This window comes from Nocardia sp. NPDC088792, assembly GCF_044750615.1.
Lineage (GTDB): Bacteria > Actinomycetota > Actinomycetes > Mycobacteriales > Mycobacteriaceae > Nocardia.
Genome location: NZ_JBIVKC010000004.1, coordinates 1042367 through 1068531, shown reverse-complemented (window position 1 = coordinate 1068531; position 26165 = coordinate 1042367). Strand labels below are relative to the sequence as shown.

General features: G+C 66.7%; 23 protein-coding genes and 4 tRNA genes. 14 read left to right on the top strand and 13 right to left on the bottom strand.

From position 1 onward, the window contains the following. Positions 1 to 7: 7 nt before the first annotated feature. The 4 genes from ACIP5Y_RS31765 to ACIP5Y_RS31750 form a co-directional block, all read right to left on the bottom strand. Entirely contained in the window at positions 8 to 796 is a 789-nt protein-coding gene (locus tag ACIP5Y_RS31765) for an MBL fold metallo-hydrolase (protein WP_400355674.1), read from the bottom strand. A gap of 167 nt (positions 797 to 963) precedes the next feature. Continuing rightward, positions 964 to 1038: transfer RNA gene (locus ACIP5Y_RS31760), tRNA-Val, on the bottom strand. A gap of 22 nt (positions 1039 to 1060) precedes the next feature. Continuing rightward, positions 1061 to 1131, bottom strand: a tRNA-Cys gene (locus tag ACIP5Y_RS31755). A 23-nt stretch (positions 1132 to 1154) separates the two neighbouring features. Further along, positions 1155 to 1227 (bottom strand) — tRNA-Gly (locus ACIP5Y_RS31750). Between the two features lie 385 nt (positions 1228 to 1612). On the opposite strand from ACIP5Y_RS31750, the gene ACIP5Y_RS31745 reads away from it, so the two are divergent. Then, positions 1613 to 1687: transfer RNA gene (locus ACIP5Y_RS31745), tRNA-Val, on the top strand. A gap of 105 nt (positions 1688 to 1792) precedes the next feature. On the opposite strand, the gene ACIP5Y_RS31740 is transcribed toward ACIP5Y_RS31745, so the two are convergent. Continuing rightward, positions 1793 to 2008 (bottom strand): hypothetical protein, encoded by a 216-nt coding sequence (locus ACIP5Y_RS31740; protein WP_400355672.1) that lies wholly within the window; start codon positions 2006 to 2008, stop codon positions 1793 to 1795. Between the two features lie 695 nt (positions 2009 to 2703). Further along, positions 2704 to 3174 (bottom strand): MarR family winged helix-turn-helix transcriptional regulator, encoded by a 471-nt coding sequence (locus ACIP5Y_RS31735; RefSeq protein ID WP_400355670.1) that lies wholly within the window; start codon positions 3172 to 3174, stop codon positions 2704 to 2706. 293 nt (positions 3175 to 3467) lie between these two features. Here ACIP5Y_RS31735 and ACIP5Y_RS31730 point away from each other — a divergent pair, with 293 nt between their 5' ends. The 13 genes from ACIP5Y_RS31730 (at position 3468) to ACIP5Y_RS31670 (ending at position 19420) form a co-directional block, all read left to right on the top strand. Beyond that, complete coding sequence (locus ACIP5Y_RS31730) at positions 3468 to 4475, top strand: zinc-binding alcohol dehydrogenase family protein (RefSeq protein ID WP_400355668.1); 1008 nt, start codon at positions 3468 to 3470, stop codon at positions 4473 to 4475. Next, positions 4472 to 4831, top strand: a complete 360-nt coding sequence (locus ACIP5Y_RS31725; protein WP_400355666.1) for a VOC family protein — start codon at positions 4472 to 4474, stop codon at positions 4829 to 4831. The genes ACIP5Y_RS31730 and ACIP5Y_RS31725 overlap by 4 nt, the downstream gene beginning before the upstream one ends. A gap of 444 nt (positions 4832 to 5275) precedes the next feature. After that, positions 5276 to 6541, top strand: a complete 1266-nt coding sequence (locus ACIP5Y_RS31720; RefSeq protein ID WP_400355664.1) for an MFS transporter — start codon at positions 5276 to 5278, stop codon at positions 6539 to 6541. 557 nt (positions 6542 to 7098) lie between these two features. Further along, the gene (locus ACIP5Y_RS31715) at positions 7099 to 7848 is read left to right on the top strand and encodes a hypothetical protein (protein ID WP_400355662.1); all 750 of its coding nucleotides are present in this window, start codon (positions 7099 to 7101) and stop codon (positions 7846 to 7848) included. Between the two features lie 23 nt (positions 7849 to 7871). Continuing rightward, the gene (locus ACIP5Y_RS31710) at positions 7872 to 8165 is read left to right on the top strand and encodes a PqqD family protein (protein WP_400355661.1); all 294 of its coding nucleotides are present in this window, start codon (positions 7872 to 7874) and stop codon (positions 8163 to 8165) included. A gap of 53 nt (positions 8166 to 8218) precedes the next feature. After that, positions 8219 to 10288, top strand: a complete 2070-nt coding sequence (locus tag ACIP5Y_RS31705) for a BTAD domain-containing putative transcriptional regulator (RefSeq protein ID WP_400355659.1) — start codon at positions 8219 to 8221, stop codon at positions 10286 to 10288. Positions 10289 to 10305: 17 nt separating this feature from the next. Then, a complete protein-coding gene (purB, locus tag ACIP5Y_RS31700; RefSeq protein ID WP_400355657.1) occupies positions 10306 to 11613 on the top strand; it encodes an adenylosuccinate lyase in 1308 nt (435 codons plus the stop codon). Beyond that, positions 11600 to 12004, top strand: a complete 405-nt coding sequence (locus tag ACIP5Y_RS31695) for a GNAT family N-acetyltransferase (RefSeq protein ID WP_400355655.1) — start codon at positions 11600 to 11602, stop codon at positions 12002 to 12004. Before purB ends, ACIP5Y_RS31695 begins: the two co-directional genes overlap by 14 nt. 77 nt (positions 12005 to 12081) lie before the next feature. After that, entirely contained in the window at positions 12082 to 13779 is a 1698-nt protein-coding gene (locus ACIP5Y_RS31690; protein WP_400355653.1) for a hypothetical protein, read from the top strand. Next, positions 13769 to 15199 carry an amidase gene (locus ACIP5Y_RS31685; protein ID WP_400355651.1) on the top strand — a complete coding sequence of 477 codons (1431 nt, stop codon included), beginning with the start codon at positions 13769 to 13771 and terminating at the stop codon, positions 15197 to 15199. The genes ACIP5Y_RS31690 and ACIP5Y_RS31685 overlap by 11 nt, the downstream gene beginning before the upstream one ends. 12 nt (positions 15200 to 15211) lie before the next feature. Then, a complete protein-coding gene (locus ACIP5Y_RS31680) occupies positions 15212 to 16753 on the top strand; it encodes a glutamine synthetase family protein (RefSeq protein ID WP_400355650.1) in 1542 nt (513 codons plus the stop codon). Positions 16754 to 16772: 19 nt separating this feature from the next. Beyond that, positions 16773 to 18731 carry an FAD/NAD(P)-binding protein gene (locus ACIP5Y_RS31675; protein ID WP_400355648.1) on the top strand — a complete coding sequence of 653 codons (1959 nt, stop codon included), beginning with the start codon at positions 16773 to 16775 and terminating at the stop codon, positions 18729 to 18731. 50 nt (positions 18732 to 18781) lie between these two features. After that, the gene (locus tag ACIP5Y_RS31670) at positions 18782 to 19420 is read left to right on the top strand and encodes a hypothetical protein (RefSeq protein WP_400355647.1); all 639 of its coding nucleotides are present in this window, start codon (positions 18782 to 18784) and stop codon (positions 19418 to 19420) included. 27 nt (positions 19421 to 19447) lie between these two features. On the opposite strand, the gene ACIP5Y_RS31665 is transcribed toward ACIP5Y_RS31670, so the two are convergent. The 7 genes from ACIP5Y_RS31665 to ACIP5Y_RS31635 are packed head-to-tail and all read right to left on the bottom strand — an operon-like array spanning position 19448 to position 26128. Next, complete coding sequence (locus ACIP5Y_RS31665; protein ID WP_400355645.1) at positions 19448 to 20542, bottom strand: methyltransferase; 1095 nt, start codon at positions 20540 to 20542, stop codon at positions 19448 to 19450. 37 nt (positions 20543 to 20579) lie between these two features. Continuing rightward, positions 20580 to 21446, bottom strand: coding sequence for a TauD/TfdA family dioxygenase (locus ACIP5Y_RS31660; RefSeq protein ID WP_400355643.1), 867 nt, complete (start codon positions 21444 to 21446; stop codon positions 20580 to 20582). 1 nt (position 21447) lies between these two features. Beyond that, positions 21448 to 22719 (bottom strand): biotin carboxylase N-terminal domain-containing protein, encoded by a 1272-nt coding sequence (locus tag ACIP5Y_RS31655; protein ID WP_400355641.1) that lies wholly within the window; start codon positions 22717 to 22719, stop codon positions 21448 to 21450. Positions 22720 to 22753: 34 nt separating this feature from the next. Further along, positions 22754 to 23494 (bottom strand): metallophosphoesterase, encoded by a 741-nt coding sequence (locus ACIP5Y_RS31650; RefSeq protein ID WP_400355639.1) that lies wholly within the window; start codon positions 23492 to 23494, stop codon positions 22754 to 22756. Continuing rightward, positions 23491 to 24609, bottom strand: coding sequence for a phosphonopyruvate decarboxylase (gene aepY, locus ACIP5Y_RS31645; protein WP_400355637.1), 1119 nt, complete (start codon positions 24607 to 24609; stop codon positions 23491 to 23493). Before aepY ends, ACIP5Y_RS31650 begins: the two co-directional genes overlap by 4 nt. After that, positions 24606 to 25460, bottom strand: coding sequence for an isocitrate lyase/phosphoenolpyruvate mutase family protein (locus tag ACIP5Y_RS31640; protein ID WP_400355635.1), 855 nt, complete (start codon positions 25458 to 25460; stop codon positions 24606 to 24608). Before ACIP5Y_RS31640 ends, aepY begins: the two co-directional genes overlap by 4 nt. Then, on the bottom strand, positions 25460 to 26128 hold the full coding sequence (locus ACIP5Y_RS31635) for a class I SAM-dependent methyltransferase (protein WP_400355633.1): 669 nt from the start codon (positions 26126 to 26128) through the stop codon (positions 25460 to 25462). Before ACIP5Y_RS31635 ends, ACIP5Y_RS31640 begins: the two co-directional genes overlap by 1 nt. Positions 26129 to 26165 lie beyond the last annotated feature (37 nt).

The following is a 26165-nucleotide window of genomic DNA, read 5'->3' as shown; positions in this document are numbered from 1 at the left end:
GTGTCGCTCATTCGGTGGCTACGGCATGCTCGAACAGGTCGGGGTCGTGCGCGCAGATCAGCAACAGATCCGGCTCATTGCGCCGGTAGAGCTCGTTCAGGCGAGCATGATTCGCCCGCACCTGCCGCAAATCCCATGCGACAGCGGCCTCCATCCCCGCGAGCACCGCCGGCACCGGCGAGTACCCGTCGATGCTGCCCGGATGGAAGTACGCATCGCCACAGTGCATTACCCATCGATGACCGGCATCGACGGCCACCGCCGCATGCCCGTGCGTATGCCCTGGCAACGAGATCAACACGATCCCCGGCGCGATCTCCGTCAACTCCTTAGCGGCGGCGAACCCCCGCCACCGCTCACCCTCCGGCTGGTGCCGAACGATCACCGGCCCATGAGCCCACTGCGCCGACCGGAACCGAATCCGCTCCCGCAGACCAGGTTCCGCCACCGCACCCCGATACTCGGCCGCCGTCGTGTGCACGGTGGCCTCCGGAAAGTCCGCCAGCCCGCCGATGTGATCGGCATCGAAATGAGTGACGACGATATGCCGCACATCCGACCGCCGATACCCGAGCCCCTCGACCTGCCGCGCCGCGGTCTCCGCCACATCGAACACCGGCCGCACGAACCGCCGCATCGCCCCGATCCGCCGCGCCGGCCGCGCAATATCGTCGAGCCCATACCCACTGTCGACGAGCACCAACCCCGCATCGGTCTCGACCAGCAGCACATGACACACCAGCTCGAGCCCCGTCGGCAGATGCATGGTGCCGCAGTTCAAATGACGAACCTTCACGAGGCGATCCCTCCGACACCGGCCGACCCGGCACACACTTACTGGTCAGCCAACAAGTTAATGAGCCAGACGCCTGCCGTCAATGCCCCCTCGGGCCGGATCCAGGCCAGATCTGGGCCGGAAATGCAGAAAGGCCCGGCGTAAGCCGGGCCTGATCTGGTCAATCGTGGTGCGCGATACTGGGATTGAACCAGTGACCTCTTCCGTGTCAGGGAAGCGCTCTCCCGCTGAGCTAATCGCGCGGGTCTATTTGTTGCCTCAAAGAGGCGGCGACGGGAATCGAACCCGTGTGCACGGCTTTGCAGGCCGTTGCCTCACCACTCGGCCACACCGCCAAGCAGGCCGTGTTGGCCCCTCGAGCGGATGACGGGATTCGAACCCGCGACCCTCACCTTGGCAAGGTGATGCGCTACCAGCTGCGCTACATCCGCATTTCGTCCCCCGGCGCCTCTCGGCTGTCCGGCTGACGAGAGAGAACACTAGTCCACGATCTGTGCAGGTAACAAATCGCCTGGTAGACGCCCGTAAATATGAACCACAGGCATGTAATTCCCCCGGCCGTCGCAACCGCGGCGCCGGTGTCCCCTGATCCGGCCATCAGGAGCCGGGAAACATACGCCCCGCCATCCCACCCCGCCCCGGCGACACCTTCATGTCCACCGAGCAACGCCCCGATGAAACCTCACCCGCCACAAGCCCCCGTAAACCGCCCGTTTTACGCCGTTACCCACGCGATTTGGTGTCACACCGATGATGCTTGTAATGTTCTCTCTCGTTCGGAGCGGCAAGAAAAACCGCCCCACCGAACACCCGCACGGTCTCATAGCTCAGCGGGAGAGCACTCGCCTCACACGCGAGGGGTCGCTGGTTCGATCCCAGCTGGGACCACCAAGAGGGGCTTATTCCAACCAGCGTCCACTCGCTGGCTGGAATAAGCCCCTCTTCTGCTTTCCACTGGGCGAGCGGCTGGCGCGGGCGTACCCAGCTTTGTGGAGGTCAGCAGACAAGGGCTTTCTCACCGGCGATCTGCGGGCCGAGCGTGTCACTGTGGTCGTCAACGTAGAAGCGTTGGTAGCAGGTCTCATTGAGCAGGCGACGCACATCTGCGCCGGTGTCGCGGTGCAGCGTGTACGGATCGGCGACGAGGTCCAAGGCGTGGCGGAGGACTCCTGCGCCGATCGCGGACGACCACCCGGACACCGCAACCAGCATTCCGCGCCACGCTACGACGTGCACATCAAGACCGGCAGCAATCAGACCGCATCCAATCCCGCCCGACCGCGGCCACGCCGCAAAGCTTAAAACTCGAGCTTGGAGAATTTGACGGTGCGGGGCGGTCCGCGTATCGGTAGATCGATAGCCCGCTGGACTGCTACGCGGTGAGGTAGCCCCCGGCGCTCCAGACTGTGAGGCGGAAGTGGCTGGGGGAGAGCGGGTATCGGGCCGGAATGCCGGGGGCCGGCACGTAAGGCCGGAAGCAGCAGGCACATCGGTGGCTGTATTTACCGGCGTTCCATACCTGACAGGCAACCGCGCGTCCGCGTGCGATTCGATTGGCACGCCGAACTCTTCGAGCCGGCTACTACTGGTATGCGAATCAATCGGCTGAGCGAGTCATTGCGGTGATTCGAGCGGCCAACCGTGTCAAGGCCGATGGCGGTGCGGAGCCCATACGTGTTGTGCCGGTTTCTGGCAGCTACGCGACGCCCTATTCTGCCCGGTTACGGAGCCGACTCTGGCTGGCAAGCCGCCCGCGATGCCCCGGCTCGGTGCGAATACCGGGCCGTATTCTGCCGAGCTCCGGGCCGAGGTTGACCAGCTGGTCGAGGCCGCGTTGCCGGGCGCAGTGATCGGGCGAGGGTCGGTGGCGGTGTCGGCGGGGTGTCGCATCCGGTTCGAGATGTCATCTACTCGCCAGGGTCTATGGCATGCATGATGCGCTGGCCGATCTCGCTCAGCTGCCGGGACTGAGTCTCGGTCAGGGGGGTGAAGACCAGGCGGCGGACTTCTCGGACATGGCCGGGCGCAGCCTCGGTCACCTTCGCCCAGCCCTGGTCGGTCAGGCTGGCCAGGGTGTAGCGGCCGTCGGTCGGGTCGGGCGTGCGGCGCAGGTAGTCAAGGCGCTCCAGCCGGGCGGCGACCTGGGACAAGCGTGGCAGTGACCCCTCGGCCAGCGTCGCCAGCGCGCTCATTCGCAGGGTGCGGTCGGGCGCCTCCGACAGCAGGGACAGTACCTGGTACTCGAAGTGGCTGATCCCGGCGTCGCGGCGCAACTGTGCATCGAGTGCGGCCGGCAGTCTGACCAGCGTGCGGGCCAGAGCTGTCCATGCCTGCCGTTCCTCGGCGTCGAGCCAACGGGTCTCCTGCGGGGCGTCCATGGAGACAGGATAACCCGGCAGACTTGGGACTTGCACCATTAAGTGATGAGGGATATCGTGAGTTAATGCTTTAAGTCATGAATCCGGATTGTAGTAGCTGCCGCAGAGAGGCGGACAGTGAATTTTCTGCCTGCGCTCGGGCGTCGCATTGTCATTCTGTTCTGTCAAGAGACTGTAGAAAAGCGTCGCCTACAGGCTGGGATGTTGCGTCTCTTGGCTCCGCATGCATCCCCGGGGTCGAAATGGCGTGACCCAGCAGGACATCAACCAAGAATCAACGAAAGGAACTGAACATGCTCATAGACACCCCATCCTCACTCGGTGGTGAGCGGCAGCAGATGGATGCAGTCGTCATCCAGACCGGCGGAGCGCCGGCGCAATCGCTGGCTTATCGTTCCGAACCGGTACCTGTGCCAGGACCGGGGGAGGTGCTCGTCGAGGTGCACGCGGCGGCCGTGAACCCGCTCGACGTTGCCAACGCCGCCGGCGTGCTCGGCACGCCGTTGCCGACGATTCCCGGCGTCGACTTCGCCGGCATCGTCGTTTCTGACGGCGACCACCTCGGCTCGGAGGTGTGGGGCAGCGGGCCGGCGCTGGGACTGCAGCGACCGGGCACTCATGCGCGCTTCGTGGCACTTCCCGAGACGTGGCTGTCACGCAAGCCCGAGCGCCTGACGATGGCCGAGGCCGCCGCTGTGGGCCGGTCCTACCTCGCGGCATGGCAGACGGTGGTCAACATCATGGGGCTCATGCCCGGTGAAACGATCCTGATCACAGGCGGAGCCGGCATGGTCGGCCAGGCAGCTACCGCGATCGCTCGCTGGCGCGGGGCGGTGCCGATCGTTGCCGACCGGCGCAAGCCCGATGGCGTCGAATACTTCGTCGACACCGAATCCAGCGACATACGCGAAAAGGTGCTCGAATTCACCGATGGGCGCGGTGCCGACCTTGCGCTGGATACCATCGGCGGCGACCTGTTCGAGCCCATTCTCCGTAGCCTTCGGTTCGACGGTCGGATGGTCGGGATCTTCAGTGCCGCCGAACCGCGAGTCGAATTCTCCCTGGCCGAGATCTACAACCGGCAATTGCACGTCACCGGACTCGCCAGCGTATTCATGGAGGGCGTCGAGGTCGCGAGGATCTTCGACCAACTCCGTCCGCTGTTCAACCGCGGCCTCCTCGTCCCTCCAGCCGTGAACACCTGGCCGCTCGAACAGAGTGCAGAGGCATATCAGGCTGTACTGGACGGGTCGGCCGGAATAAAGCAGGTTTTGTTGCCTATCGGAAGGAAACTGTCATGACCACCACTTTCGCCGCTTTGACCATCGATTGCGCCGATTCCGGAGCCCTGGCGGACTTCTGGGGGAAGGCTCTCGGCCGCCCGGTCAGCCCGGGTGCGGTCGCTGGTGACACGGCGGTCGACGCCACTGTTCCGGAGAGCGGTCCTCGAATGCTGCTCCACAATGCGCCCGAGGCGGAAACGACCAAAAATAGCATCCATTTCGTCCTGGTAACCGATCACTACGAGGAGGAGATCGAGCGGCTGACCGGTCTGGGCGCCAAGCCGCTCAACGAGACCGAGCTTCCGGCGGTCCGCTGGACAACGTTCGCCGATCCGGAGGGCAACGAGTTCGATCTGGTGATCTGGAAGACCTAGCGGTTGCAGAGGCCAAGCACTGAGCGAGGCCCACGCGACGATCTTGGGTCGGCGGCCACCCGTGACGGTGCCCATCGACCCAAGATCGAAGCTGCTGGAGCAGCTGTGAATCGCTCGGCCTTATCGGCGGCCCGGGGTGTCGGTATCGGCGGGGGCATCACTGATGAGTCGGCGAGAGCCTCCACTGTGGGGCCGACTTGATTCATCGCTCGTTGCAGTTTTTGTGATCTGCTGCTGTGCAGCACTTTTCGTGCCTTGAGTGTCATCCTGTGCCAGGGTGGCTGCAGTTGTGCATGAAATTGGAGGTGCAGGGGCGGCTTGGTTGTGGCGACTGCCTGCACTGAACATGTTGCTGCAGTGGATAATTGGATGTACTACGGTACTGGAAGTTCCAGGTGGAAGCAAGGTCTTCTGGGGGGCATCGGTGATGCCTACTGTGTATGCATGACCGGGCAGCCGACGACGAATCTTGCACCGCCACGAAAAGTTGTGACTCGGAGGGACTTTCGTCTGCTGTGGTTCGGGCAGACCATCAGTTTGCTCGGTAGCAATGTCTCCACTGTTGCGTTGCCGTTGGTTATGGTGGTGACGTTGCGGGCCGATACGTTCACCGTTGGGCTGCTCACCTCCGTCGCGTGGTTGCCGTGGCTGGTCATCGGGTTGCCGGCGGGGGCTTGGGTGGATCGGCTTGCGCGGCGGCCGGTGATGTTGTGGTGTGACATCGTTTCGCTCGTGGCGGTGATGACCGTTCCGCTGGCCGCTTGGCTCGGGCTGCTCACGATCACTCATTTGTTTGTGGTCGCTGCTGTCGGTGGGTGTGCCAAGGTTTTCTTCACTACCGCGTACCGGGCTTACCTGCCATCGCTGATACCCAGTGACGAGTTGTTGCCGGCGAATGCGCGGCTGTATGGCAGTGAGTCGACGGTGCAAGTGGTCGGGCCGGGGCTGGGTGGGGTGCTGGCCACCGTTTTCGGTGCGGTGTCCGGGCTTGTGCTCGATGCGCTCAGTTTCGGGATATCGGCGCTATGTCTGTGGGGGATTCGGACGGCGGAACCTCGGCCTGCGGCGACGGCGAGAGGTGGGCTTCGCAGTGAGATCGGGGAGGGGCTCAGGTTCGTCGTGCACGATCCGTACCTGCGAGTATTGGTGTGTTACAGCGCCGCTGTGAATATCGCGCTGATGGGATTCACCTCGATCTCGGTGCTCTTTCTGGTCCGGGACGTCGGCGCTAGCGCGGCGACAGTGGGGGTGGTACTCGCGCTGTCCTCGGCCGGCGGCGCCGTCGGAGCTCTGGTGGCCGGCAGGGTCTCCGGCAGATTCGGAACCGCGCGCGCCGTGGTGCTCTTGCAGGTCGCCACTGTGCCGATGGGTCTGCTCATCCCATTGACCAGCGGCGGGATCGGTCTGGTCTGGTATGTGGTCGGCGTTCTTGCGATCGAAATCGGTGGCGTCGCATCGAATGTCATCATCAATACCTTCCGGCAGCAGTACTGTCCGCCCGACCTGCTGGGCCGGATCAATGCCAGCATGGCGATGGTCACCGTCGGAGTCGTCCCCCTCGGTGGCGTGCTCGCCGGTGGCCTCGGCACTGTGTTCGGAGTCCGCCAGGCGATCTGGATGATGACCGGGCTGCTGGCATTGTCGGTGGCGATCCTGCTGATGAGCCGAATCCGGCGACTGCGCGACTTTCCGGCAACGCGTCCGGCGTAGCCGTTTCGGGCTGCGGGACAGGCGAACTCGATGCGGGCGGCCGAATTTTCTTCGATCCCATGGTGATCCGGTGCACTGTCGACGTAGGCTGCCGAAAGGCATTGGTGCGCCTGATATCTCATTCTCTTCTGTCGGTGACGCTGTGTCGTCCGGACGTGTCCGGTGGTGCGCTCTGGGCAGGGCAGACGCACCGGTTTTCTTGCCGGTCCAGATCTGTTGCACGAGAAGCATTTCGGGGCTCTCATCAGCCATCATGCGTCCGCCGTGGACGCGGAACATGGCGTGCCCCAACAGGATTCGCAATCGATGTGAGCCACATCACATTCCTTGCACATGACAAACTGATGAACTCCTGATTAACATGAGCGTAGGGAGTCGAAAAAACACCGAAAAACCGTGCAGGGGAGTGGAAATCCACCGAAAATCCAGGTGGGGGGAGCGAAAAACCACTGGTCGGGGGCGAAGTGGTGCGGGGGATATCCCCTGCAGATTCGGATCAATAGCGATCAGGGAGACTTGCCTTAATGTCGTTTGATCTTTCGAATGTAATCGACGAGTTGGGCACGAGAGAGTTGCTGCCCGCCGCGTACGACACGGTCATCGCGAGTGGCTCGCTGATCCGCGGATGGGGAAATCCGACCAGCGACCTCGACATTCTCGTGGTGACCCGGGAACCGTGGGTCAGCTCGATCGGCGAAACCAATCATGTTGCGCTCGAACCCGGTTCACTGCAGTACGAGATCACCTTCGTCGACAATCGCCGGTGGGATATCGAGTACTGGACTGCCGGCCAGGTGGAGCAGGTGACGGCGAAGGTGTCGCACGAGCAGTTCACCGCCGACAAGGGCGCGTGGCGCACCCTCAGTCACCACGAATTCGCGCTGCTGGAACGCCTCCCGTATGCCGCACCGGCCGATGACGGCGCCTGGCTCGAGCGCACTCGCTCGGCACTCGCGGCGTCGGCGCACCGGTCGGTCCTGGTGGTGAATTCCCTGCGACAGGCGGACAGCTACACCGAAGACGCCGCCGGCCAGGTCGAGCGGGGCGATCTGCACAGCGCGGTGATCTCGACCAAGAATGCGTTCAGCCACGCCGTCGACGCCCTCCAGGCCAGTTTGGGGCAATTCGGGAGCCTGTGGCCGAAATGGCGGGCACGGCGCATGCAGATCCTGGATCCGGAAATTCTGCCCTTCACCGACTATTGGGCAGTGGAAACCATGCGCACCTTCGACCCCGACAACCCTCGGAAATGGGTCGAGGAGACCATCGCCGTCTGCCAGCGAATCTCCATGGAGGTGTCCGTCTGATGACAGCCGATAATGCGGAATCAGTGGGCCCGGACACGGTCGCCGCACTACCGCTGAACGTGAAGATCCGCATCCACGGCGGGAAGACGATCGTGGGCGGTTATCAGCACTTCTACGAACTGACCGAGTCGGCGGCATTCATATGGCGCCAAATAGACGGCACACGAACCGTCGACGATATCGGGCTCCTGGTCGCCGAAGAATACGATATCGATCGAGAATCGGCCGGTCAGGACGTTGCCGAGCTCTTCACCGAGCTCGCCGAGCACGACGTGATCAAGATAAGCGACGGGAAATCTCGAGCTCAACGAACCTGATCGGCTCACCACCACAATATTTCCTGGGCAACTGGCGGAAGAACGAGAGTGGGATGCAGGACGATTTTCAGTTCGAACTCTTCGGTCCGCTGACGGTCAGGCACAACGGGAACATTATCGAAATCCCCCGGGCCAAACATCGAGTCGTATTGGCGACGCTGCTGCTGCAAGCCAATCGCGTGATAACGGCCGAGGAACTGATCCAGCAGCTGTGGGGCAGCAATCCGCCGGCCACGGCGCGGAAGACACTCCAGGGATATATCGCCAGGCTCCGCAAGGCGCTCGGCGCCGAACTCCTCGTCAGCCGCGCCGCGGGCTACGCCATCGTGGTCGCAGCGGATCAGGTGGATCTCAACAGATTCGACACCCTGCTGGCCCAGGCCGAACAGGCCACCGAACCGCACGACCGAGCCCGCCTGTTACGAGCGGCAATGAGCGAGGCGCGAGGCACTCCGCTGGTCGATATCTCCTCGGACTATCTCAAACAAGGCGACGGCGCCGCACTGGTCGAACGATGGCTGAACGCGACCGAACAATGGGCGGAAGCCGAAATGGCCGTCGGCCGGCACGCCGACGTACTGCCCCGGCTGCGCTCGCTGGTCTCCGAACATCCCTTCCGGGAAACAGCGTGGTGGCAGCTGATGGTGGCGCTGTTCCGCGCGGGCAGACAGGCCGATGCGCTCGGCGCCTACCAGGAGGTCCGTCTGCTGTTCGCCGGCGAACTCGGCGTCGAGCCCGGCGAAGAACTGCGCGCACTCCACCAGCAGATCCTGGCCGAACCGGACACGATCGCGAAACCACTGTTCGACCACGCCCCGGCACACCGAGGCGAACGGCCGGACAAATCGCCCTTCACCCTCCCGCCGAGCCACGCGGAGTTCGTGCGCCACGGCATCGAGCAAGAGGTCACGCGCGCATTGACCGCCGTGCGGGACGCGAACAGTGACGACGAGAGCACCCCCCGGATCGTCGCCTTACACGGGCCGGCGGGCATCGGGAAGACCACGCTGGCGGTCCGGGTCGCCCACGCCGTCAGCGGCCACTTCCCCGACGGCCAGCTGTTCGTCGACCTGCAAGAGTCCGGCACACCACGAGAGCCGGTCGATGTCCTCCGAGAAGTGGTGCGGGCCTTGGGGATCCGGCACGCGGCGGTCCCCACGGATCTCGGCGCGCTCGGCGCCCTGTACCGAAGCCTGCTGTCGCGCCGGCGCGTCCTCATGGTCCTGGACGGCGCGGTCAGCGAGGCCCAGGTCCGTCCGCTGATCCCGGCCGCACCGACCAGCGCACTACTGGTATCCAGCCTGAAGATGCTGCCGACCCTGGACAGTGCGCATCACGTCCGCTTCGGCCTGCTGTCACCGCGGGAATCGGTGGACATCCTGGCCAGGATTATCGGCCCGGACCGGGTGGCGGCCGAGGAACGCGTGGCCGGGCAACTGGCCGGGCTCTGCGGCCAACTCCCGCTCGCCATCCGGATCGTGGCCGCCCGGCTGCTGGCCCGGCCACATTGGCGGCTGGCGCAACTGGTCGACCGGCTGACTCCGGAGTCCCGGCGGCTGGACGAACTGGTAGCAGGCGACCTGAGCGTGCGCAGCAGTCTCGAGGTCAGCTACCGGGCCCTGGACGCCCCGGCCCGGCGGGCCTTCCGCCTGCTGAGCCTGCTGGAGATGCCTTCGTTCCAGGTCCATGTGGCGGCCGCGGCGCTGAACCTGCCCGAGGACCGGACCGAGGAACTGCTGGAACAGGTTGCCGCGCATCACCTGCTCGACGCCGAGTTCGTCAAGGGCAACGGCATCCGGTTCGCCTACCACGATCTCGTCCGGCTCTACGCGCGGCAACGCTGCCTCGACGAGGATCCGGCGCACGGGCGGCACGAGACCGTCGAACGTGCCCTCGCCGCTTGGTATTCCGCGCCGTACCCGAGATCTTCGAGCATCGCCGCCCATACCGATCCCACGAAACCGGTTGCGGGACACCGGCCCTGGGGCCGGTCCCGGCCGGGACGCAGCCCGGCGCCGCGGCTCGCCGAACCGGGATCGGTACGGAACACCACATCGGCGCTGCAACCCACGGTGTTGTTCACCGCCACGGCGTCCCGCGCCGAGCGCGTGGCCGGCCCGTAGCCACAGGAGAACCAGAGTTGATCGAGCGCTACACACGTCCGGAGATGGCCGCGCTCTGGACCGACGAATTCAAATACGCCACGTGGGTCCGGGTCGAGGTGCTGGCCACCACCGCCCACGCCGAGCTGAACATAGTGCCCGCGGCCGACCTGGACATCATCCGGCGGGCCCCCGTGCCCACATCCGACCGGGTCCGGGAGCTGGAACACACCCGCGACCACGAGATCCTCGCTTTCCTCGCCGCCTACACCGAAACGATGCCACCGGACTCGGGGCGCTGGGTCCATCACGGCATGACCAGCTACGACCTGGTCGACACCGCGCTGGGCCACATCCTCGACCGCTCCTGTGCCCTGGTACTGGACGCCGCCCGCGCCTTCCTGGAGATCCTGGTGCGGCGAGCATTCGAGCACTGGGACACGCCCTGCATCGCCCGCACCCACGGCATCCACGCCGAGCCAACGACTTTCGGGCACAAGCTCGCCGTCTACGCCCACGCCATGCACCGCGGCCTGCGCCGGCTCACCGCGGCCCGTGGCGCGGTAGCCGTGGGCACCCTCTCCGGCCCCGTCGGCACCTACTCCCACATCCCGCCCTATGTGGAGGAATTCGTCTGCGCCGCACTGGGTCTGGGCATCGAGCCGATACCGACCCAGGTGGTCGCGCGGGATCGCCACGCCCAACTGCTCAGCGCACTGGCCGAGACCGGCGCGGTGGTCGAGCAGTTCGCCCAAGAGATGCGAGCGCTGCAGCGCACCGAAATCGCGGAGGTGGAAGAACCCAGAACCAGCGCCTACCAGGGTTCCAGCGCGATGCCGCACAAGCGCAACCCGACCACGAGCGAACGACTGTGCGGACTGGCCCGAATCCTGCGGGCCAACGCCGGTGCGGCCGTCGAGAACATCGCCCTGTGGCACGAGCGCGACCTGGCGCACTCCTCGGCGGAACGGATCATCCTGCCGGACAGCCTGACCGTCGCCCACTACCAATTGGTGTCGGCCGCCGAACTGCTCGAAGGGCTGCGGATCTTCCCGGACCGAATGGCCCGCAATATCGACGCGACCCGCGGGCTGATCTACAGCTCGGAGGTGTACCTCGACCTGGTGGCAGGCGGCGCCCACCGCGAGGAGGCGTATCGCCTGGTCCAAGCGGCGTCCACCACCGCCTGGGAGAACGAGTCGAGTTTGACCGCCGCGCTCGCCGCTCGCGGTGTCACCGTCTCGCCCGAGCAATCGAGCCCGCACCGATTCCTCGGCAACCGCACGCATTTGAGATCCCGCCTGGAACTTCTCGACAAGGAGCTACGTAGTCATGTGGAAATGTGAGTCCGTCGTCGGCGCCTCGCTCGACGTCGACGAAGTGGCCGCGCTGTACCGGGCGTCAACCCTGGCGGCGCGCCGCCCGGTCGAGGATCGCGACCGGTTCACCCGAATGCTCTCGGGCGCAAACCTTTTCATCACCGCCCGCATCGATGATCGGCTGATCGGCATCGCCCGCTCGCTCACCGACGGCTCCTACGTGACCTATCTCAGCGATATCGCCGTCGATGCGGAATTCCAGCGCCGCGGGGTGGGCCGCGACCTCATCAGGGCCACCCGGGAAGCGGCGCCGCAGGCCAAGATCGTGCTCCTGTCGGCGCCGGCCGCCACCGATTACTACCCGCACATCGGCTTCACCCGCCACGGATCGGCCTGGACGCTCGATGCGCTCGGCTGATTCCCGATCGCCGCGCATGCCCGCCCATGCGCCGATCCCCGCTCGCAATCACTCCGAACAGGCTCTGGTGGTCAACAATGCGTTTGAAGACACAGGGATTCGAGGCTCTCGTCACGGCCGCCGCGCAACAGGCCCGCGGCTGCGGTCTGGCCGCCGACGCGGTCCGGATCGCCGTCACACTGGACGGCAAAGTACCCGAACAGGTCGGCCGCGAGGCGATGAACCTCAGCGAGCGGGTCTGCGTGGAACTCGCCGAATCCTGCGCCGCGGGATTCGATGCCACCGCATCCGACGGCGACCTGCTGATGCTCTCCGAATCCGGCCGACTCCGGGTCTTCCCCGATGAAATCGAGCCCCCCGAGCAGGGCCATCACCTGCTGGGCGCCGTGAAATGGCCATCCCGTCCCGCATCGGTGGCCAGGCTGTGGGAGCTGACGGAGAACATCGAACGACGTCAGTTCGAGGAGATCCGCCGCTGGCTCACCGGCCACAGCGCCGAACAGGTCCGGCACCGGGTTCAGACCATCGGCCACGCCCTGATCCACATGGCGCCCGTGCTGTTCTACGTGGGCGACCGCGTCTACAGCAACCTCGGCCGGTTCACCAACCTGCCCGGTCGCTCGCTGCCCGTCGGGGCGCCGGGTTCGGTCCTCACCGGGCTCGCCGAATCCGCTGCCGCACAGTGGTCTCCCGAGGACGCGACCTTCGTCGTATGCCTGCACGCATTGATCAACTCGGGAACGCCGGTGCGGGCCGAGGAATTCAACGGACTCCAACTGGATCCCGACGCCGTGGTGGCCTTCCTCGAGGAACGCGTCCAGGCCTACGGGGCACAGATACCCGGGCTCCCGGACGGTGGCATCGGCGCCCGCCTGGACCAGCTCGCCGAGGTCTGCGCGCGGGCACGGACCGGATTGCTGCGCGAAGGCGCCACCTTCTACCGGGTTATCAACGGCATCAATCTACACAAGCGCGAGCAGATCATGACCGAGCCGATCGGATGGGGTGCTCTTCCCCCGCTGCTGGTGAAGTTTCTCGAGGAGGTCGCGGGCCGGTCGTTCCCCGCCGACTCCCCGCCGGAAGCGGTCGAGGAGTTCGTCACCCAGACGATCCGTGGTCTGCCACCGCATGTCCCAGCCGGATTCACCACCCCGTACGAGGGGTTCCTGCACCGGTTCTTCGAAACCGCAGCGACCGCGCTGAACTGCGATGTCGCGATGGGCCGAGGCCCGAGACGGGTCATCGACCTCGGCAGCGAAGTGCCCGTTGCCCAGCGCGTCGACCTGGCCACTCGCGACTTCTACTGCTGTGTCGTTCCCACCGCCGCCTTCGCCGAACGCTTCGGCGCCGACCGCGAGGCGCTGGCCCGCACCCTGTCCGCCTACAGCGCCCGAATGCGTTACAACACTTGGCATTACCTGCCGCACTCCATGTCCTGGCCCGAGGAAGAATCGGGGCGCGACGACTGGTTCTTCGCGCCGGTGATGCCCGACATGACCCGCTGGTCCGATCAGCATCACACCGGCCATGTCACCTTCGGCGTGCGACACGCATTGCGCATACCGCTGGGCATCGTGCTGGGCGGACGGTTCCGCCCGGGTCTGTACGACCTCCGGCTGATGCGAACCAGCGGTGGCGAATTCGGCCTGGCTGACCTGCGGGCCGCGATCGCGGCGGGCCGGATCCAGGCGATGGCGCACCAGGCCGCCGCGGACCTGCGCCTGGAGATCGAGGACTTCGACAACACCTGGTATCGGGAATTCCATGGAGCCTGAGCTCCAATACGCGGGCATCGACACGATCCGCCGGCTCTACACCGACGGCACACTGTCCCCGACCGAATACCTGTCCACCACACTCGAACTCCTCGATCGGCTGGAGCCGGAACTCGGCGCGTTCGTCACCGTCGCCCGCGAGCGGGCGACGGCCGAAGCCGAAGCCGCCCAGCGCAGGCTGCACACCCTGGGCACCGTTGCTTGGGAGGACCGACCACTGCTCGGTATGCCCGTCTCGATCAAAGACCTGACGCCGACCGAGGGCATCCGGACCACCCGGGGCTCCCTGCTGCACACCGCGACCGTGCCGACCGAGGATGCGCCCGCCGTCGCTCGACTACGCGACGCGGGCGCCATCATCATCGGGAAAACCAATACCTCCGAAGGAGGTTGGAGCGCTTCGGGCGTCAACCGCGTCCACGGCCCCACGCGTAACCCCTGGGATCCGTCACGCACTCCCGGCGGATCCAGCGCCGGCGCCGCCGTGGCGGTCGCGATGGGTGTCGGTGTCGCCGGTACGGGGACCGACGGTGCCGGGTCGATCAGGATCCCGGCCGCCTTCTGCGGGGTGGTCGGGTTCAAGCCCACGCTGGGACGCATCCCCTACGTGCCGGCAAGCCCCGACGAACTGTCCCACATCGGGCCGCTGACCCGCACCGTCGACGACGCCGTACTGCTGCTGCGGGTCATGTCCGGGTTCGACGCCCGCGATGCGCTGACCTTCCGGACACCCTGCCCCACCGCGGAATCCGACACCGCGCTCTCGCCGCGCACGCTGCGGATCGGCTGGATTTCCTCGCTCGGAGCGCCGGACCCACATCCGGAGATCGAGGCACTGGCTCGCCGTGCGGCACAGTCCCTGACCGCGTGGGGACACGTGGTCGAAGAAATCGCGCCACCGTTCGAGGATCCCTATCCGATGCTGGAGGTCATCCTGTCGAGCTGGGAATCCGCCACGCACGCAGACGATTTGGCAGGCGTCGCGGACCGGCTCGACCCCGATCGGCTGCAGGTCATCCGATTCGGCGGCACCCTGGACGCGACACAGCTCGTGCAGGCCTACGCAGGCCGCAGCCGATTGCGCACCCAGGTCCACGACGTCATGACCCGGTACGACCTGCTGGCCATGCCCACCGTCCCCATCCCACCTTTCGCGGCCGAACTCCACGAGCCGGCGGAACCGGTGCGGAAAGGGCGGCTGTCCTGGCTGGCGTGGACACCCGGGACCTACCCGTTCAACCTGACCGGCCAGCCCGCGGTCTCGGTACCGGCGGGGCTCACCACCACCGGACTTCCTGTCGGGCTGCAGCTGGTCGGCAGCTTGCACGCCGACGCACTGGTCCTCGCCGTCGCACGACAGCTCGAGCAACTGAACCCCTGGCACCACCTGTACGCCGAGCTCTCGAAACGCTGGTCGTAAGGAAGATGGACGATGACGACTGTCTGGACACACACCCCCGCCGACACCCGGCGCTACGCGCGGTTCGCCACCGGCAGTGTGGGTTTCGTGCAGCGGCATGCCGTGTGGACCGAGGAACAACACGCCGCCGCGGAGCGACTGGAAGACATCCTGGCCACCCTGGAATTCGTGCGGGTCGGCTTCGGTGACCCGCACGGGCTGGTGCGCTCGAAAACACTGACCACCAACGCATTTCGGACCGCCCTGCGCAACGGCCTCGATATGAGCCCGGGACCGTTCGTCTTCGACACCGGGCATGCGGTGGGTGTCGACTTCTTCCGGCCGGGTGGTGGCATCGGGGTTCCGGAACTGACCGGCGCCGGGGACTTCCTGCTCGTCCCCGACCCGCTCACCTTCCGGGTCCTGCCCTACACCGAGGCCGCTACCGGCTGGGTCATCGCGGACGAGTACCTGCGCGACGGCACACCACACCCGCTGTCCAGTCGACACGTGCTGCGCCGGATGACCGATCGTGCCGCGGCCCGCGGCCTGGACTTCGTCGTCGGCCTGGAAATCGAGTGGTACCTGACCCGGCTGACCGGGCAGCCGCACGCGAACATGGTGGGCGGCTTCGGGATTCAAGGTGAGCCACCCGCGGTGGCGCCGGTCGACGGCGGCTACCAGTTCAACCTGGACACCTTCACCGACGGCGTCATGCCGGTGGTGACCCCACTGGTCCGGGCCATCCGGGAGCTCGGGCTTCCGCTGCGGACCGTCGAGCACGAATCGGGACCGGGCCAGCTGGAATTCACCTTCGACCCCATGAACGGATCGGCGGCCGCCGACGCGATGTTGTTGCTGCGCACCGTGATCAAACAACTCTGCGCCCGTCTCGGCCACCACGCCTCCTTCATGGCACTGCCCGGGCTCCCCAACTTCGATCCCAGCGGCTGGCACCTGCACCAGTCGCTGTTCGACGTGGCCGAGGACCGCAATGTCTTCGCGGTGACCGACGGCGTCGAACCACTCTCGGAGATCGGGCTCGGCTATGTCGCCGGGCTGCTCGAGCACGCCGCGGACCTGACGCTGCTGGCCGTGCCGACCGTCAACGGCTATCGCCGGTTCGGCGAACGGTTTTCGCTGTCGCCGGACCGCGTGGTGTGGAGCCCGGAGAACCGCGGAGCCCTGATCCGGGTGCTCGGCGGGCCCGGTGACGAAGCCACCCACGTGGAGAACCGGATCGGCGAGCCGTGCGCCAACCCGTATCTCTACCTGGCTTCGCAGCTCGCCGCCGGACTCGACGGCATCGAACGCGGGCTGCGACCCGACACCGCGGCGGTCGATCCGCATGCCGACTCCGCGGCCAGGCTGCCCGCCGGCTTGGCGGAGTCCGTGGACCGGCTGGAACGCGGAACCCTGAGCCGGGACCTGCTCGGTGATCCGTTGCTGCACTGCCTGATCCGGCTCAAGCACAGCGAGGCCGCACGGTTCCGGGACTGGCTGGCAGCGGCGGATCGGACCGATACGAGCGCGGTCACCGAATGGGAGCAGCGTGAGTACTTCAGCGTGTATTGACGAACCTCATGCACCTGGAATGCACTTGCAAACCTGCCTGGTCGGCGCCGGACCGCGCGGCCTGTCGGTGCTGGAACGACTGATCGCCAACGCCGAGGAGTTTCTACCGCCCGGCGCCCGGTTGCGCATCCACGTGGTGGATCCGCAACCGGGAAGCGGCCGGGTCTGGCGCCCCGACCAGCCCTCCGAGCTGCTGATGAACACGGTGGCCGCACAGGTGACCCTCTTCACCGACGAGAGCGTGCGAATGAACGGCCCTGTCGTGCCGGGGCCCAGCCTCTACGAATGGGCCACGGACCCTGCGCATCACAGCCCGGAGGAGTTCGCGAACAGCTGCGGGCTTGGCCCGAACTCGTACCCCACACGCGCGCTGTACGGCCGGTATCTGAAATGGGTGCTGCACACCGTAATTGGCCGATCATCGCCCCGAGTGAGCATCTGCCTGCACAGACAGCGGGCCGTACGCCTCGACGATGACCCCCACGGTCGGCAAGTCGTCCACCTCGACGACGCAACGGTGTTGCGAGCCATGGACGCGGTAATCCTCGCCCAAGGACATCTGCCCGCGACGCCGACCCCGCAGGAGCGCAGGCTCGCCGAGTTCGCCGACCGCCACCGGCTCTCCTACGTCTTGCCGGGAAATCCGGCCGACAGCGACCTCACCGGGATCGGAGCCGGGGAACCGACATTGCTGCGTGGACTCGGCCTCAATTTCTTCGACTATCTGGCCTTGCTGACGGTAGGTCGCGGCGGATTCTTCGAGCACGCCGGCGACACACTGCTCTACCACCGCTCAGGCCGGGAACCACTGCTGTTCGCCGGATCCCGCCGTGGCGTGCCGTACCACGCGCGGGGAGAGAACGAGAAGGGCGCCTATGGCAGGCATCTGCCCGTCGTACTCACTCCGGCGATGATCTCGCGGCTACGCCGCCGCGGTGAACAGCGCTCGGGGTTGTCCTTCCGGCGTGACGTGTGGCCATTGGTAGCTCAAGAAGTGGAAACCGTCTACTACGTCGCCCTGCTCCGCTCACGACACGCGCCGGAGGCGGCCGCCGAACTGCTGGCCGTGAGCTCGGCCGGCCCATGGACACCTCGCCGCCGCGATCGCCTGCTCGACAACCTGGGCGTCGAGACCCGGCATCGCTGGAACTGGGAGCGGATCGCCCGGCCTTGTGGGGACCGCCGATTCACCAGCAGCGCCGAGTTCAACGCGTGGCTACTTGCCCACCTACACGTGGATGTCACCGAGGCGAACCTGGGCAATGTGGCCAACCCTTACAAGGCGGCGCTCGATGTGCTGCGCGATCTGCGCAACGAGGTCCGGCTCCTGGTCGACCACGGCGGACTGTCCGGATCGTCCTATCAGGACGATCTGCGCGACTGGTACACGCCGTTGAACGCCTACTTGTCGATCGGCCCACCGGTCAGCCGGATACAGGAGACGATCGCCCTGATCGAGGCGGGAATCCTGACGATCATCGGGCCCGACGCCGATTTCGATGCCGACCCGGTCACCGGCCGGTTCATCGGCGGCTCCCCGCGCGTCGGCGGGTCCCGGATATCGGCCTCGGCCTTGATCGAGGCGAGGCTGCCCGAAACCGACCTGGCCCGAACCGAAGACCCGCTGCTGACCTGGCTGCGAGACACCGGACAGTGCGCGGGCTATGTCGTCGACGATCCACGGCGACCGTGCCGGACCGGTGGGATCGCGGTCACTCCGCGGCCCTATCGGATGATCGACGTGGCCGGAAAGGTACATCCCCGCCGGTTCGCCTACAGCATCCCGACCGAGGGCGTGCACTGGGTGACCGCCGCGGGCGTGCGGCCGGGGGTCGACTCCGTGATCCTGGGCGACGCCGACTCGATCGCGCGCGCCGTGCTGGCGCTGGCCGAGCCGATCGCCGGCGGTGATCCGGCAAGTACATCGAGCATGGAGCGCTGTCGCACGGTCGGCTCCGGCCTGGACAACATCACCTGATATCGGCCCGGTGCGGGATTCGCACAGAACGAACGAGAGGATCGGCAACAGTGATCGTGGCAATGGACGGACCCGATGGCGCGGGCAAGAGCTCGCAGGTCAAGCGGCTGGCCTCGTGGGCGCGCAGTCTCGAGATGTCCTTCCGGGTGGTCGGCAAGTGGCAGGTGCTCGAGGAGGCGACCGTCCCGCAGGCCCGATTCCTGCGCGGGACGACCTTGGACGAGCTGCGGGTGTGTATCGCGGAAATGCCCAGTCCGTCGCGCATGTTGTTCCTCGGCTGGCTCAATACCTTCGCCGCGGAACGCACCCGGCAGGCCGAGGAGGACCTGGTCGTGCTGGACGGCTACTGGATCAAACACGCCGCCACCGAACTGCTGGCCGGCTGCCCGCAACAATTGGTCGACGCGATCGTGGACGCCATGGCACCGGCCGACCTGGTCGTCTTCTTCGATGTCACCCCGGAGGAAGCCTTGCGCCGCAAGAAAGGCGACATCACACCGTATGAATGCGGTCTGGATGCGGAATGCCGGCCCGAGCGGTTCCTGTCGCACCAGGCCGCGGTCCGCGAGGTCATGCTCGACTGGGCCCGCACGCGTGGCTGGGACGTGATCCGGGCGAACACGGCCGACGCGGCTCACCATCGGATGCGGACACTGCTGGCGCCGCGCCTGGCGGCCACCGGATCCTGATCGGGCGATGACCCGGCCGCTTTCCGGCTACGGAGTGGGATCCAGGATCCGAATGCCGGAGGCGCCGTGGTCGATCCGCAGGTAGGCCAGGCGGGCGCCGGTCGCGCCGTCGCGGGCGTACATCGCGGTGACCTCGGCGTGCAGGGTGTCGGGATCGGCGTGGCCCTCGGTCTCCTGGAACTGCGACGTCGTCGTCTGGACCAGGGCCGACTCGGCGTCCACCGGCATTCGGTCGGTCAGTGTGACGGTGAGGCCGCACTCGGCCGAACGGGCCCAGGAGCGCAGTTCCTCCTCCAGCAACAGCCTGCCGTCCGCGTGCAGCAGCAGCGCGGTCAGATGCGCGGTCCCGCCGGGTTCCAGATATCGCGGCAGGCCATCGAGAACCCGGCGGCCGACGGCGAAGCCGTCCGCACCGCCGGCCCGCGCGCCGGTCGGCTCCTGCGCCGAAAAGGTCGGCAGGAAAGGAATATTCGCCACGATGTGGTCGTAGGACACATGGTCCGGAAGCGGCTCGTAGACGTCGCCGACCAGTACCTCGACGCGGTCGGAGAGGCCGTTCATCTCCGCGTTGAGCCGGGCCGCGGCCGCGGCTTCCGGGAGCAGTTCGACCATGGTCACTCGCTCGCAGCGCTGGGCGGCCACCAACCCCTGAAATCCGGGCCCGGCGCAGAGATCGAGCACCCGGGCCAGGGGACGGTAGACGGCCCGCCGGGCCAGGTTGATCGAGTCCGCGCCGAAGTAGTGGCGCGGCAGGAACGGCGAAGGCGGTTCGGCGAAGAGCCATGTGGCCTGCACCCGAAGCAGACTCACATCGACCAGCTGGACGTCGCTGCCCTGACGGACGGCGACGCCATGGTCGATCAGCGTCGGCACCGCGTCCCTGACGGGGACCGGAAGCAGTTCGATCGCAACCGGCCGGCCGAGCAGCAGCAGCTCGACCAGGTCACGCAGCACGCCATCGAGAGTCTCGGCCGCGTGTGCCCACCGGTGGCAGTCCACCGAATCGCCGGGGAAGGAGGCCAGGAACTCGGCCAGGCCCAGGCGTTCCAGCTCGGCGGCGAAGCGAGGCATGGTGGGTTCGCCGCCCGGTGCCGGGCGGGCCGGGGTATGGCTGAGGGACATGGCGCTCGATCTCTTCCGATGTCGGGTGGGTGACGGGTCAGGGCATGGCGATCCAGGTCCGGAGCATCAACCGCCCGCCGGCGCCGGACTGGTCGTCCTCGAACTCCGTCCGGCCGTGGACGATCGAGCGGTTGTCGATGAAGATCATTTCCCCGGGTGCGAGGCGCCCGTGCACCTGCAGATCCCGCCGGTCGAGCAACGTGTCCAGGAAGTCCATCGCGTCGGTCTGTTGCGGGGTCAGCGGCGGTACGTGGTCGTGGCGATGGCCGAGTTCGATGTATTCACGCAGGTAGTACATGCGCGCGTGGCCGCCGCCGAGGTCCAGAATCGGGCGCTGGGTCGTCGGGGGAGTGCCCGGGGAATCGTCGCGGGTGTCGAAGTGGACCGGCAATTGCAGGGTTTCCAGCACGTCCGGGTGTTCGCGCAGGATCTCCAGCAGATCACCGACGTGCACCGTGACCAGCGAGCCGCCGCGCGCGGCCGGGCGCAGGCAGAACAGGGTGAAGCAGTCCGGCAGCCGTCCGGGCCGGTGTGCCGCGTCGGTGTGCAGGTTGCCGCCGTGGCGGCTGTCGGAGTAGCGGGCGGTCGCGTCGTCACCGATGCGGACGCCGCGATCGCGGACCTCCCGCAGGATCGCCCCGGCGCCGTCCTGCGGGAGCAATTCTCCCGTCGCGCGCGAGGTGGCGAGGGTGAACTCGCGGGCCTGCGCCTCGGTGAGCCGATCCAAACCGGACAGTACGAAGTAGCCGGGTCGCCGGGTGAGGTGGCGCTGGATATATGACCGCAGGGTCTGTTCGAATTCGTGCCGGTGGCCCTCGGCCTGCTTGCCACCGCCGGTGATCGCCCTCGCCGATTCGGCGTCGACGTGGTACCTGACGTCGGAGAACGGGTCGTTCGCAGTCATCTCAGACTCCCAGGACGTGGTGGTCGATCAGGTCGGCGCGGGTCAGGTCGGAGGCACCCAGCCAGGCGACGATCTCGGGTCCGCAGTGGTCGATCCCGGTGATCCGGGAGGCGTCGATCGCGCGCAGAATCGTCGAGGCGACGCTGACGCGGTCAGCACCGGAGGCCAGCACCTGAGTGATGATGTTGTCCACCGTGATCGGCCGCGAGCTGTCGAGGGCGCAGTTGTAGACCGCACCCGGTTCGGGAAACAGCTCGAGGGTGCGCAGCGAGCCGGTGCGCCCGGGCCGGAGGAATATGCGGGCCTCCAGGCAGTGCACCGCACTGTCCACGATGATCTCGTCCGCCGCCAGCGAACGCCCTTGGGCGAGTTCCAGTTGCAGCGCGACGAGGTCGGCACCGGTCTGTGTTTCGCACATCCGGTAGGCCAGCGGCAGGCGCCCGTTGAGTTCCAGAAAGTAATAGCCGTGCGGACCGACAATGAATTCGACGGTGGCAATATTGCGCAGCCCGATGCCGGTCACCAGCCGGGCGGTATCCTGCCGCATCCTGGCCACCAGTTCCGGGGCGACGCCCAGCACCGGGGCTGCTTCCAGCAGCTTCATGCTTCCGGTGACCAGCAGGCTTTCCCGTTCGCCGAGTCCGATCACGGTACCGCTGTCGTCCACGGCCACCGTGACACCCACGACCTGTCCGGCCTCTACGTATCGTTCTGCGTACCAACCGTTCTCGTCCGGCAGCGACGCGAGAATCCGCTCGGCCGCTGCCATCGTGTGCGCGATCTGCACACCCTGACCGCCGCAACCGTCGGCGGGTTTGACGATGACGGGAGCACCGATCTGCGCGATCAGCCCGGCGATCGCCGCGCGCCCGGCGGCATGCGGCAGGACGGGGATGCCGAGGCGTTCGGCCGCGGCCACCGCACGTTCCTTGTCCCGCGCCAGCGCCAGCGCCTCGGCCGTCGGCCCGATGTAACCGATGCCGGCCGCCGCCAGCCGGCGCGCCAGTTCCGGATCCTCGGCCAGCGCGCCGTATCCCGGATACACCGTGTCCGCGCCGCATCGCTGCGCGGCGGCCACGATCTGTTCGGCGCTGTCGTAGGTTTCGGCGAGGCCGTCGCCGTCGAGGTACTCGCAGCCGTCGGCCGCGGTACTGTGCGAGGTTTGCGGGTCGGACAGCGCGGCGACCGCGATCGGTGAAAGTCCCAGTGCCCGTGCGGAACTGATCGTCCGAGCAGCGATCGCACCACGGTTGGCGATCAACAGCTTTCTCATGGCCTACTCCCGGTCCGTCATGGTCGGCGCCGCATCAGTCGAGGGCGCGGAAGTGCGTGACCAGGCGGTGCTGGTCGTCGAGGATGTGAAAGGCCAGTCCCGGGGCGAGGTCGTAGTCGACGTCGGCGCGGCCTTCGAAGGGCAGTGGGACGGTCGAGGCCACACCGGGGCCCACGCACAACGGGAGCCCGGCGAAGGTCGTGGTGGCGGCGACATGGGCGTGTCCGCACAGCACCGCGACGACCTGCGGATGGCGCGGCAACAGCTCGGCGAGGCGCTGTTCACCGAACTGCCGGACCCGGTCCACGAAGGGGGTGTGCAGTTCCGCGGGGGGATGGTGGAAGCACACGAAGACCGGCCGGCCGTCGGTCTCCGCGGCGAGCGCGGCGTCGAGCCAGGTCAGTGTGCGGTCGCTGAGCATGCCGTCGTCGCGGCCGGGAATCGTGGAGTCGCACAGCATGAATACCGCGCCCGGTGTCCGTACGACGCGGTTCAGCTCGTCCTCGGCGGCGCTCTCGTCGAGCAGTCCCACCCGGAACGCGGAGCGGATGTCGTGGTTGCCGGGCAGGACCAGTACCCGGCACGGCAGCTTCAGCAGGGCTTGCGCCTGGTCGTATTCGGCGGCCGCGCCATGGTCGGCGATATCGCCGGTGACCAGGACCACGTCGAGTCGGTCGGCCATGTCGCGCAGGTAGTCCAGGACCCGTTCGGCACGCCGGGTGGCCCGGGGACCGGTGTCCAGGTGCAGGTCACTGACGTGGGCGATGACGATCATCCCCGCCTCCCGGTGTCGGCGGCCGACGGCGTGGCTTCTCGCTGGAATCTGGCTCTGACCTGGCTGTTGGTGTGGGCGCTGGTGACCCGTGGTGGGGTGGCGCCGCCCTTGCCGATGTGGATGGCCACCAGGTGCGGACCGGGCAGGTCGGCGATCTTCTCCAGATGGGCGTGGATCTCGGGCACGGTCCGGCAGGTCTGGCCGGTGCGGTAGCCGGCGGCGAGGGCCAGGTCGGCCCATTGCATGACGGAGTCGCGGGTGCGCTGGCCGCCGGTGGAGTCGTAGGAGCCGTTGTCGAGCACGAAGTGCGTGAGGTTCTCCGGCTGTCGCTCCCCGGCCAGCGCGAGCCCCCCGAGATGCATGGCGGCGGCGCCGTCGCCGTCCACGACGGCTATTCGCCGATCCGGGCGGTTCAGTGCGGTACCCAGGCCCAGGCCGATGGCGTGTCCCATCGAGCCCTGCATGTAGAAGTTCCGTGGGTTGTCGCTTGCTCCGAACAATTCCCGGCTGATCATCCCGGTGGTGCTGTAGACCAGCGCATCGCCGAGGTGTTCGGCCAAGGCCGCGACGGCGTCCTTGCGGCTGAGCTCGTTGCGGTCGACGGCGGGTGGTGTCTGGTAGGTGCCGATGGTCTTCGCAGGGACGAGGATCACGAACGAACGGTTCTGGCGCCGTTCGGTTTCGGCGAGGTCGAGCAGTTCGGTCAGGCTGGACTCGTCGGGGCCGAGGATGCCGTGGGCCACGTCGATGGCTTCCAGCACACCGATGGTTCCCGCCCCCATCGCCGCGTGGTGGGGTTCGTCGTCCTCGGCGGAAGGCCAGCCCCGCAAGCTGATGAACAGCAGCAACGGGATTTCGTAGGCCATCGTCAGTGAGGTGAGCGGGTCCAGCAGATTACCGAGACCCGAATTCTGTGCCAGGACGACGGCCCGGGTGCCGGTCAGTTCCGCTCCGGCCGCCATCGAGAGCGCGATGCCCTCGTTCGGCGCCGGCACATAGGTGTCCCGCTTTTCCAGCAGGGCGAAGGGGCCCTTCAGGAACGAGCACGGGACTCCGCTGAAGAACCCGAAGTCGCGACGATCCAGTGCGTCGCAGACGAATTCGGCGTCGATCACGCGCTCCACTCCTCCCACTGTGCGACGGCGGTGAGGCTGAACAGTTCCTTCATGGGCGCGATCGAATCCTCGATGCTGTCGGTCCCACCGTGCAGCCGGATTTCGCTGAGCACGTCACGGGTGGCCGAAACCGAGGCGCGCAACGCATGATTCGCGTAGATGACCATCGAGACGCCCGCTTCTTGGGCTTCCGCGAGATTCCAATGCGGATAGGTGGTCGGTACGACGACGACGGGTGTGCGTGCCTGCCACGCCTTCAGGAAGTCCACGATCTCGACCGGGGAGGTTTTCTTGGAGTGGATCAGGATGGCGTCGGCGTGCGCGTCGGCGTAGAGGTGCGCGCGGCGCAGGGCTTCGTCGAGTCCTTGTCCGGCGATGAGCGCTTCGGTGCGGGCGACCACGGTGAAGTCACCGCTGCGCCGGGTGCGGGTGGCGGCTTCGATGCGGCCCGCGAATTCTTCGGCTGCTTCGAGGTCCTGATTGCCTTCCAGGAAGCTGTTGCGTTTCGGAAAGGCCTTGTCCTCGAAGCAGACTCCGGCGATGCCCGCGTCCTCGAATCGCTGGACGGTGCGGATGATGTTGATCTTCCCGCCGAATCCGGTGTCGCAGTCGGCCATCAGCGGCAGGTTGGTGGCCTGGTTGATGAGTGCCGAGGCGTCGAGGAGTTCGGCCATGGTCAGCAGACCCAGATCGGGTAGGCCGCGGGATGCCGACAGTTCGAAGCTCGAGGCCCACAGGCCGTCGAATTCCGCGTTCTCGATGAGACGGGCGGTGAGAGCGTCCCGGGAACCGACGATCCGGGCGATTTCCTTGCGCTGCAGCAGTTCCCGGAACCGCGCTGCCTTCGACATTATTTCTCGTCCTCTGCGGTGGTGGCCGTCAGCTCGAAGCGGCAGTGCCAGTGGAAGGATCCCGGTGTCGAGTGTTCCGAGTCGTCGGCGCTGAGCAGCTGGAACCCGTTGTGGAGCCGGACGATGTCGGCGATGTTCGTGTACAGGTGCGGATGGATCTTGTCGTCGGTGGCGTCGGGCTGTACGAAGGTGTTCGGGCTGATCTCGTTGCCGCGCCCGTATTCCCGGTTCCGTTTGGACAGCATCGTGCACTGGTAGATCCCGCTCGGCCGCAGTACCCGCCGGATTTCGGACAGTACGGTGGCCAGCCCGGTTTCGTCGGCGTGGTAGACGACGTTGAAGGCCAGCACGTAGTCGAAGCTGTCGGCGGGGTAGGGCAGGGTGGTGAAATCGCCGACCTGCAGGGCCAATTCGACGCCGAGTTCGCGGGCCGCGGTTTCGGCCGTCGCGATCGCGGTGGGGCTGCGGTCGATGCCGGTGCTGGCGAATCCCTGCTGGGCGAAGAAGAGTGCGTGCCTGCCGATTCCGCATCCGAGGTCCAGGATGTCCTCGAGGCCTCGCGCGCGCAGGCGGTCGGCTTCGTCGACGACCCAGGGATGCGGTTGCGACCAGTCGGCGCGTCCGTTGTCGGTGCGCCAGACCTTGTCCCAGTAAAGATGAGCTGTCATAGGGTGACCTCATTGATGTGTCCACATCCGGGTCCGG

Bases quoted from the DNA above. Each gene is read 5' to 3' on its own strand.
- ACIP5Y_RS31740 (WP_400355672.1), bottom strand. From the start codon at position 2,008: ATGCTGGTTGCGGTGTCCGGGTGGTCGTCCGCGATCGGCGCAGGAGTC.
- ACIP5Y_RS31735 (WP_400355670.1), bottom strand. From the start codon at position 3,174: ATGGACGCCCCGCAGGAGACCCGTTGGCTCGACGCCGAGGAACGGCAG.
- ACIP5Y_RS31730 (WP_400355668.1), top strand. From the start codon at position 3,468: ATGCTCATAGACACCCCATCCTCACTCGGTGGTGAGCGGCAGCAGATG.
- ACIP5Y_RS31725 (WP_400355666.1), top strand. From the start codon at position 4,472: ATGACCACCACTTTCGCCGCTTTGACCATCGATTGCGCCGATTCCGGA.
- ACIP5Y_RS31720 (WP_400355664.1), top strand. From the start codon at position 5,276: ATGACCGGGCAGCCGACGACGAATCTTGCACCGCCACGAAAAGTTGTG.
- ACIP5Y_RS31705 (WP_400355659.1), top strand. From the start codon at position 8,219: ATGCAGGACGATTTTCAGTTCGAACTCTTCGGTCCGCTGACGGTCAGG.
- ACIP5Y_RS31695 (WP_400355655.1), top strand. From the start codon at position 11,600: ATGTGGAAATGTGAGTCCGTCGTCGGCGCCTCGCTCGACGTCGACGAA.
- ACIP5Y_RS31690 (WP_400355653.1), top strand. From the start codon at position 12,082: ATGCGTTTGAAGACACAGGGATTCGAGGCTCTCGTCACGGCCGCCGCG.
- ACIP5Y_RS31685 (WP_400355651.1), top strand. From the start codon at position 13,769: ATGGAGCCTGAGCTCCAATACGCGGGCATCGACACGATCCGCCGGCTC.
- ACIP5Y_RS31680 (WP_400355650.1), top strand. From the start codon at position 15,212: ATGACGACTGTCTGGACACACACCCCCGCCGACACCCGGCGCTACGCG.
- ACIP5Y_RS31675 (WP_400355648.1), top strand. From the start codon at position 16,773: ATGCACTTGCAAACCTGCCTGGTCGGCGCCGGACCGCGCGGCCTGTCG.
- ACIP5Y_RS31665 (WP_400355645.1), bottom strand. From the start codon at position 20,542: ATGTCCCTCAGCCATACCCCGGCCCGCCCGGCACCGGGCGGCGAACCC.
- ACIP5Y_RS31660 (WP_400355643.1), bottom strand. From the start codon at position 21,446: ATGACTGCGAACGACCCGTTCTCCGACGTCAGGTACCACGTCGACGCC.
- ACIP5Y_RS31655 (WP_400355641.1), bottom strand. From the start codon at position 22,719: ATGAGAAAGCTGTTGATCGCCAACCGTGGTGCGATCGCTGCTCGGACG.
- ACIP5Y_RS31650 (WP_400355639.1), bottom strand. From the start codon at position 23,494: ATGATCGTCATCGCCCACGTCAGTGACCTGCACCTGGACACCGGTCCC.
- ACIP5Y_RS31640 (WP_400355635.1), bottom strand. From the start codon at position 25,460: ATGTCGAAGGCAGCGCGGTTCCGGGAACTGCTGCAGCGCAAGGAAATC.
- ACIP5Y_RS31635 (WP_400355633.1), bottom strand. From the start codon at position 26,128: ATGACAGCTCATCTTTACTGGGACAAGGTCTGGCGCACCGACAACGGA.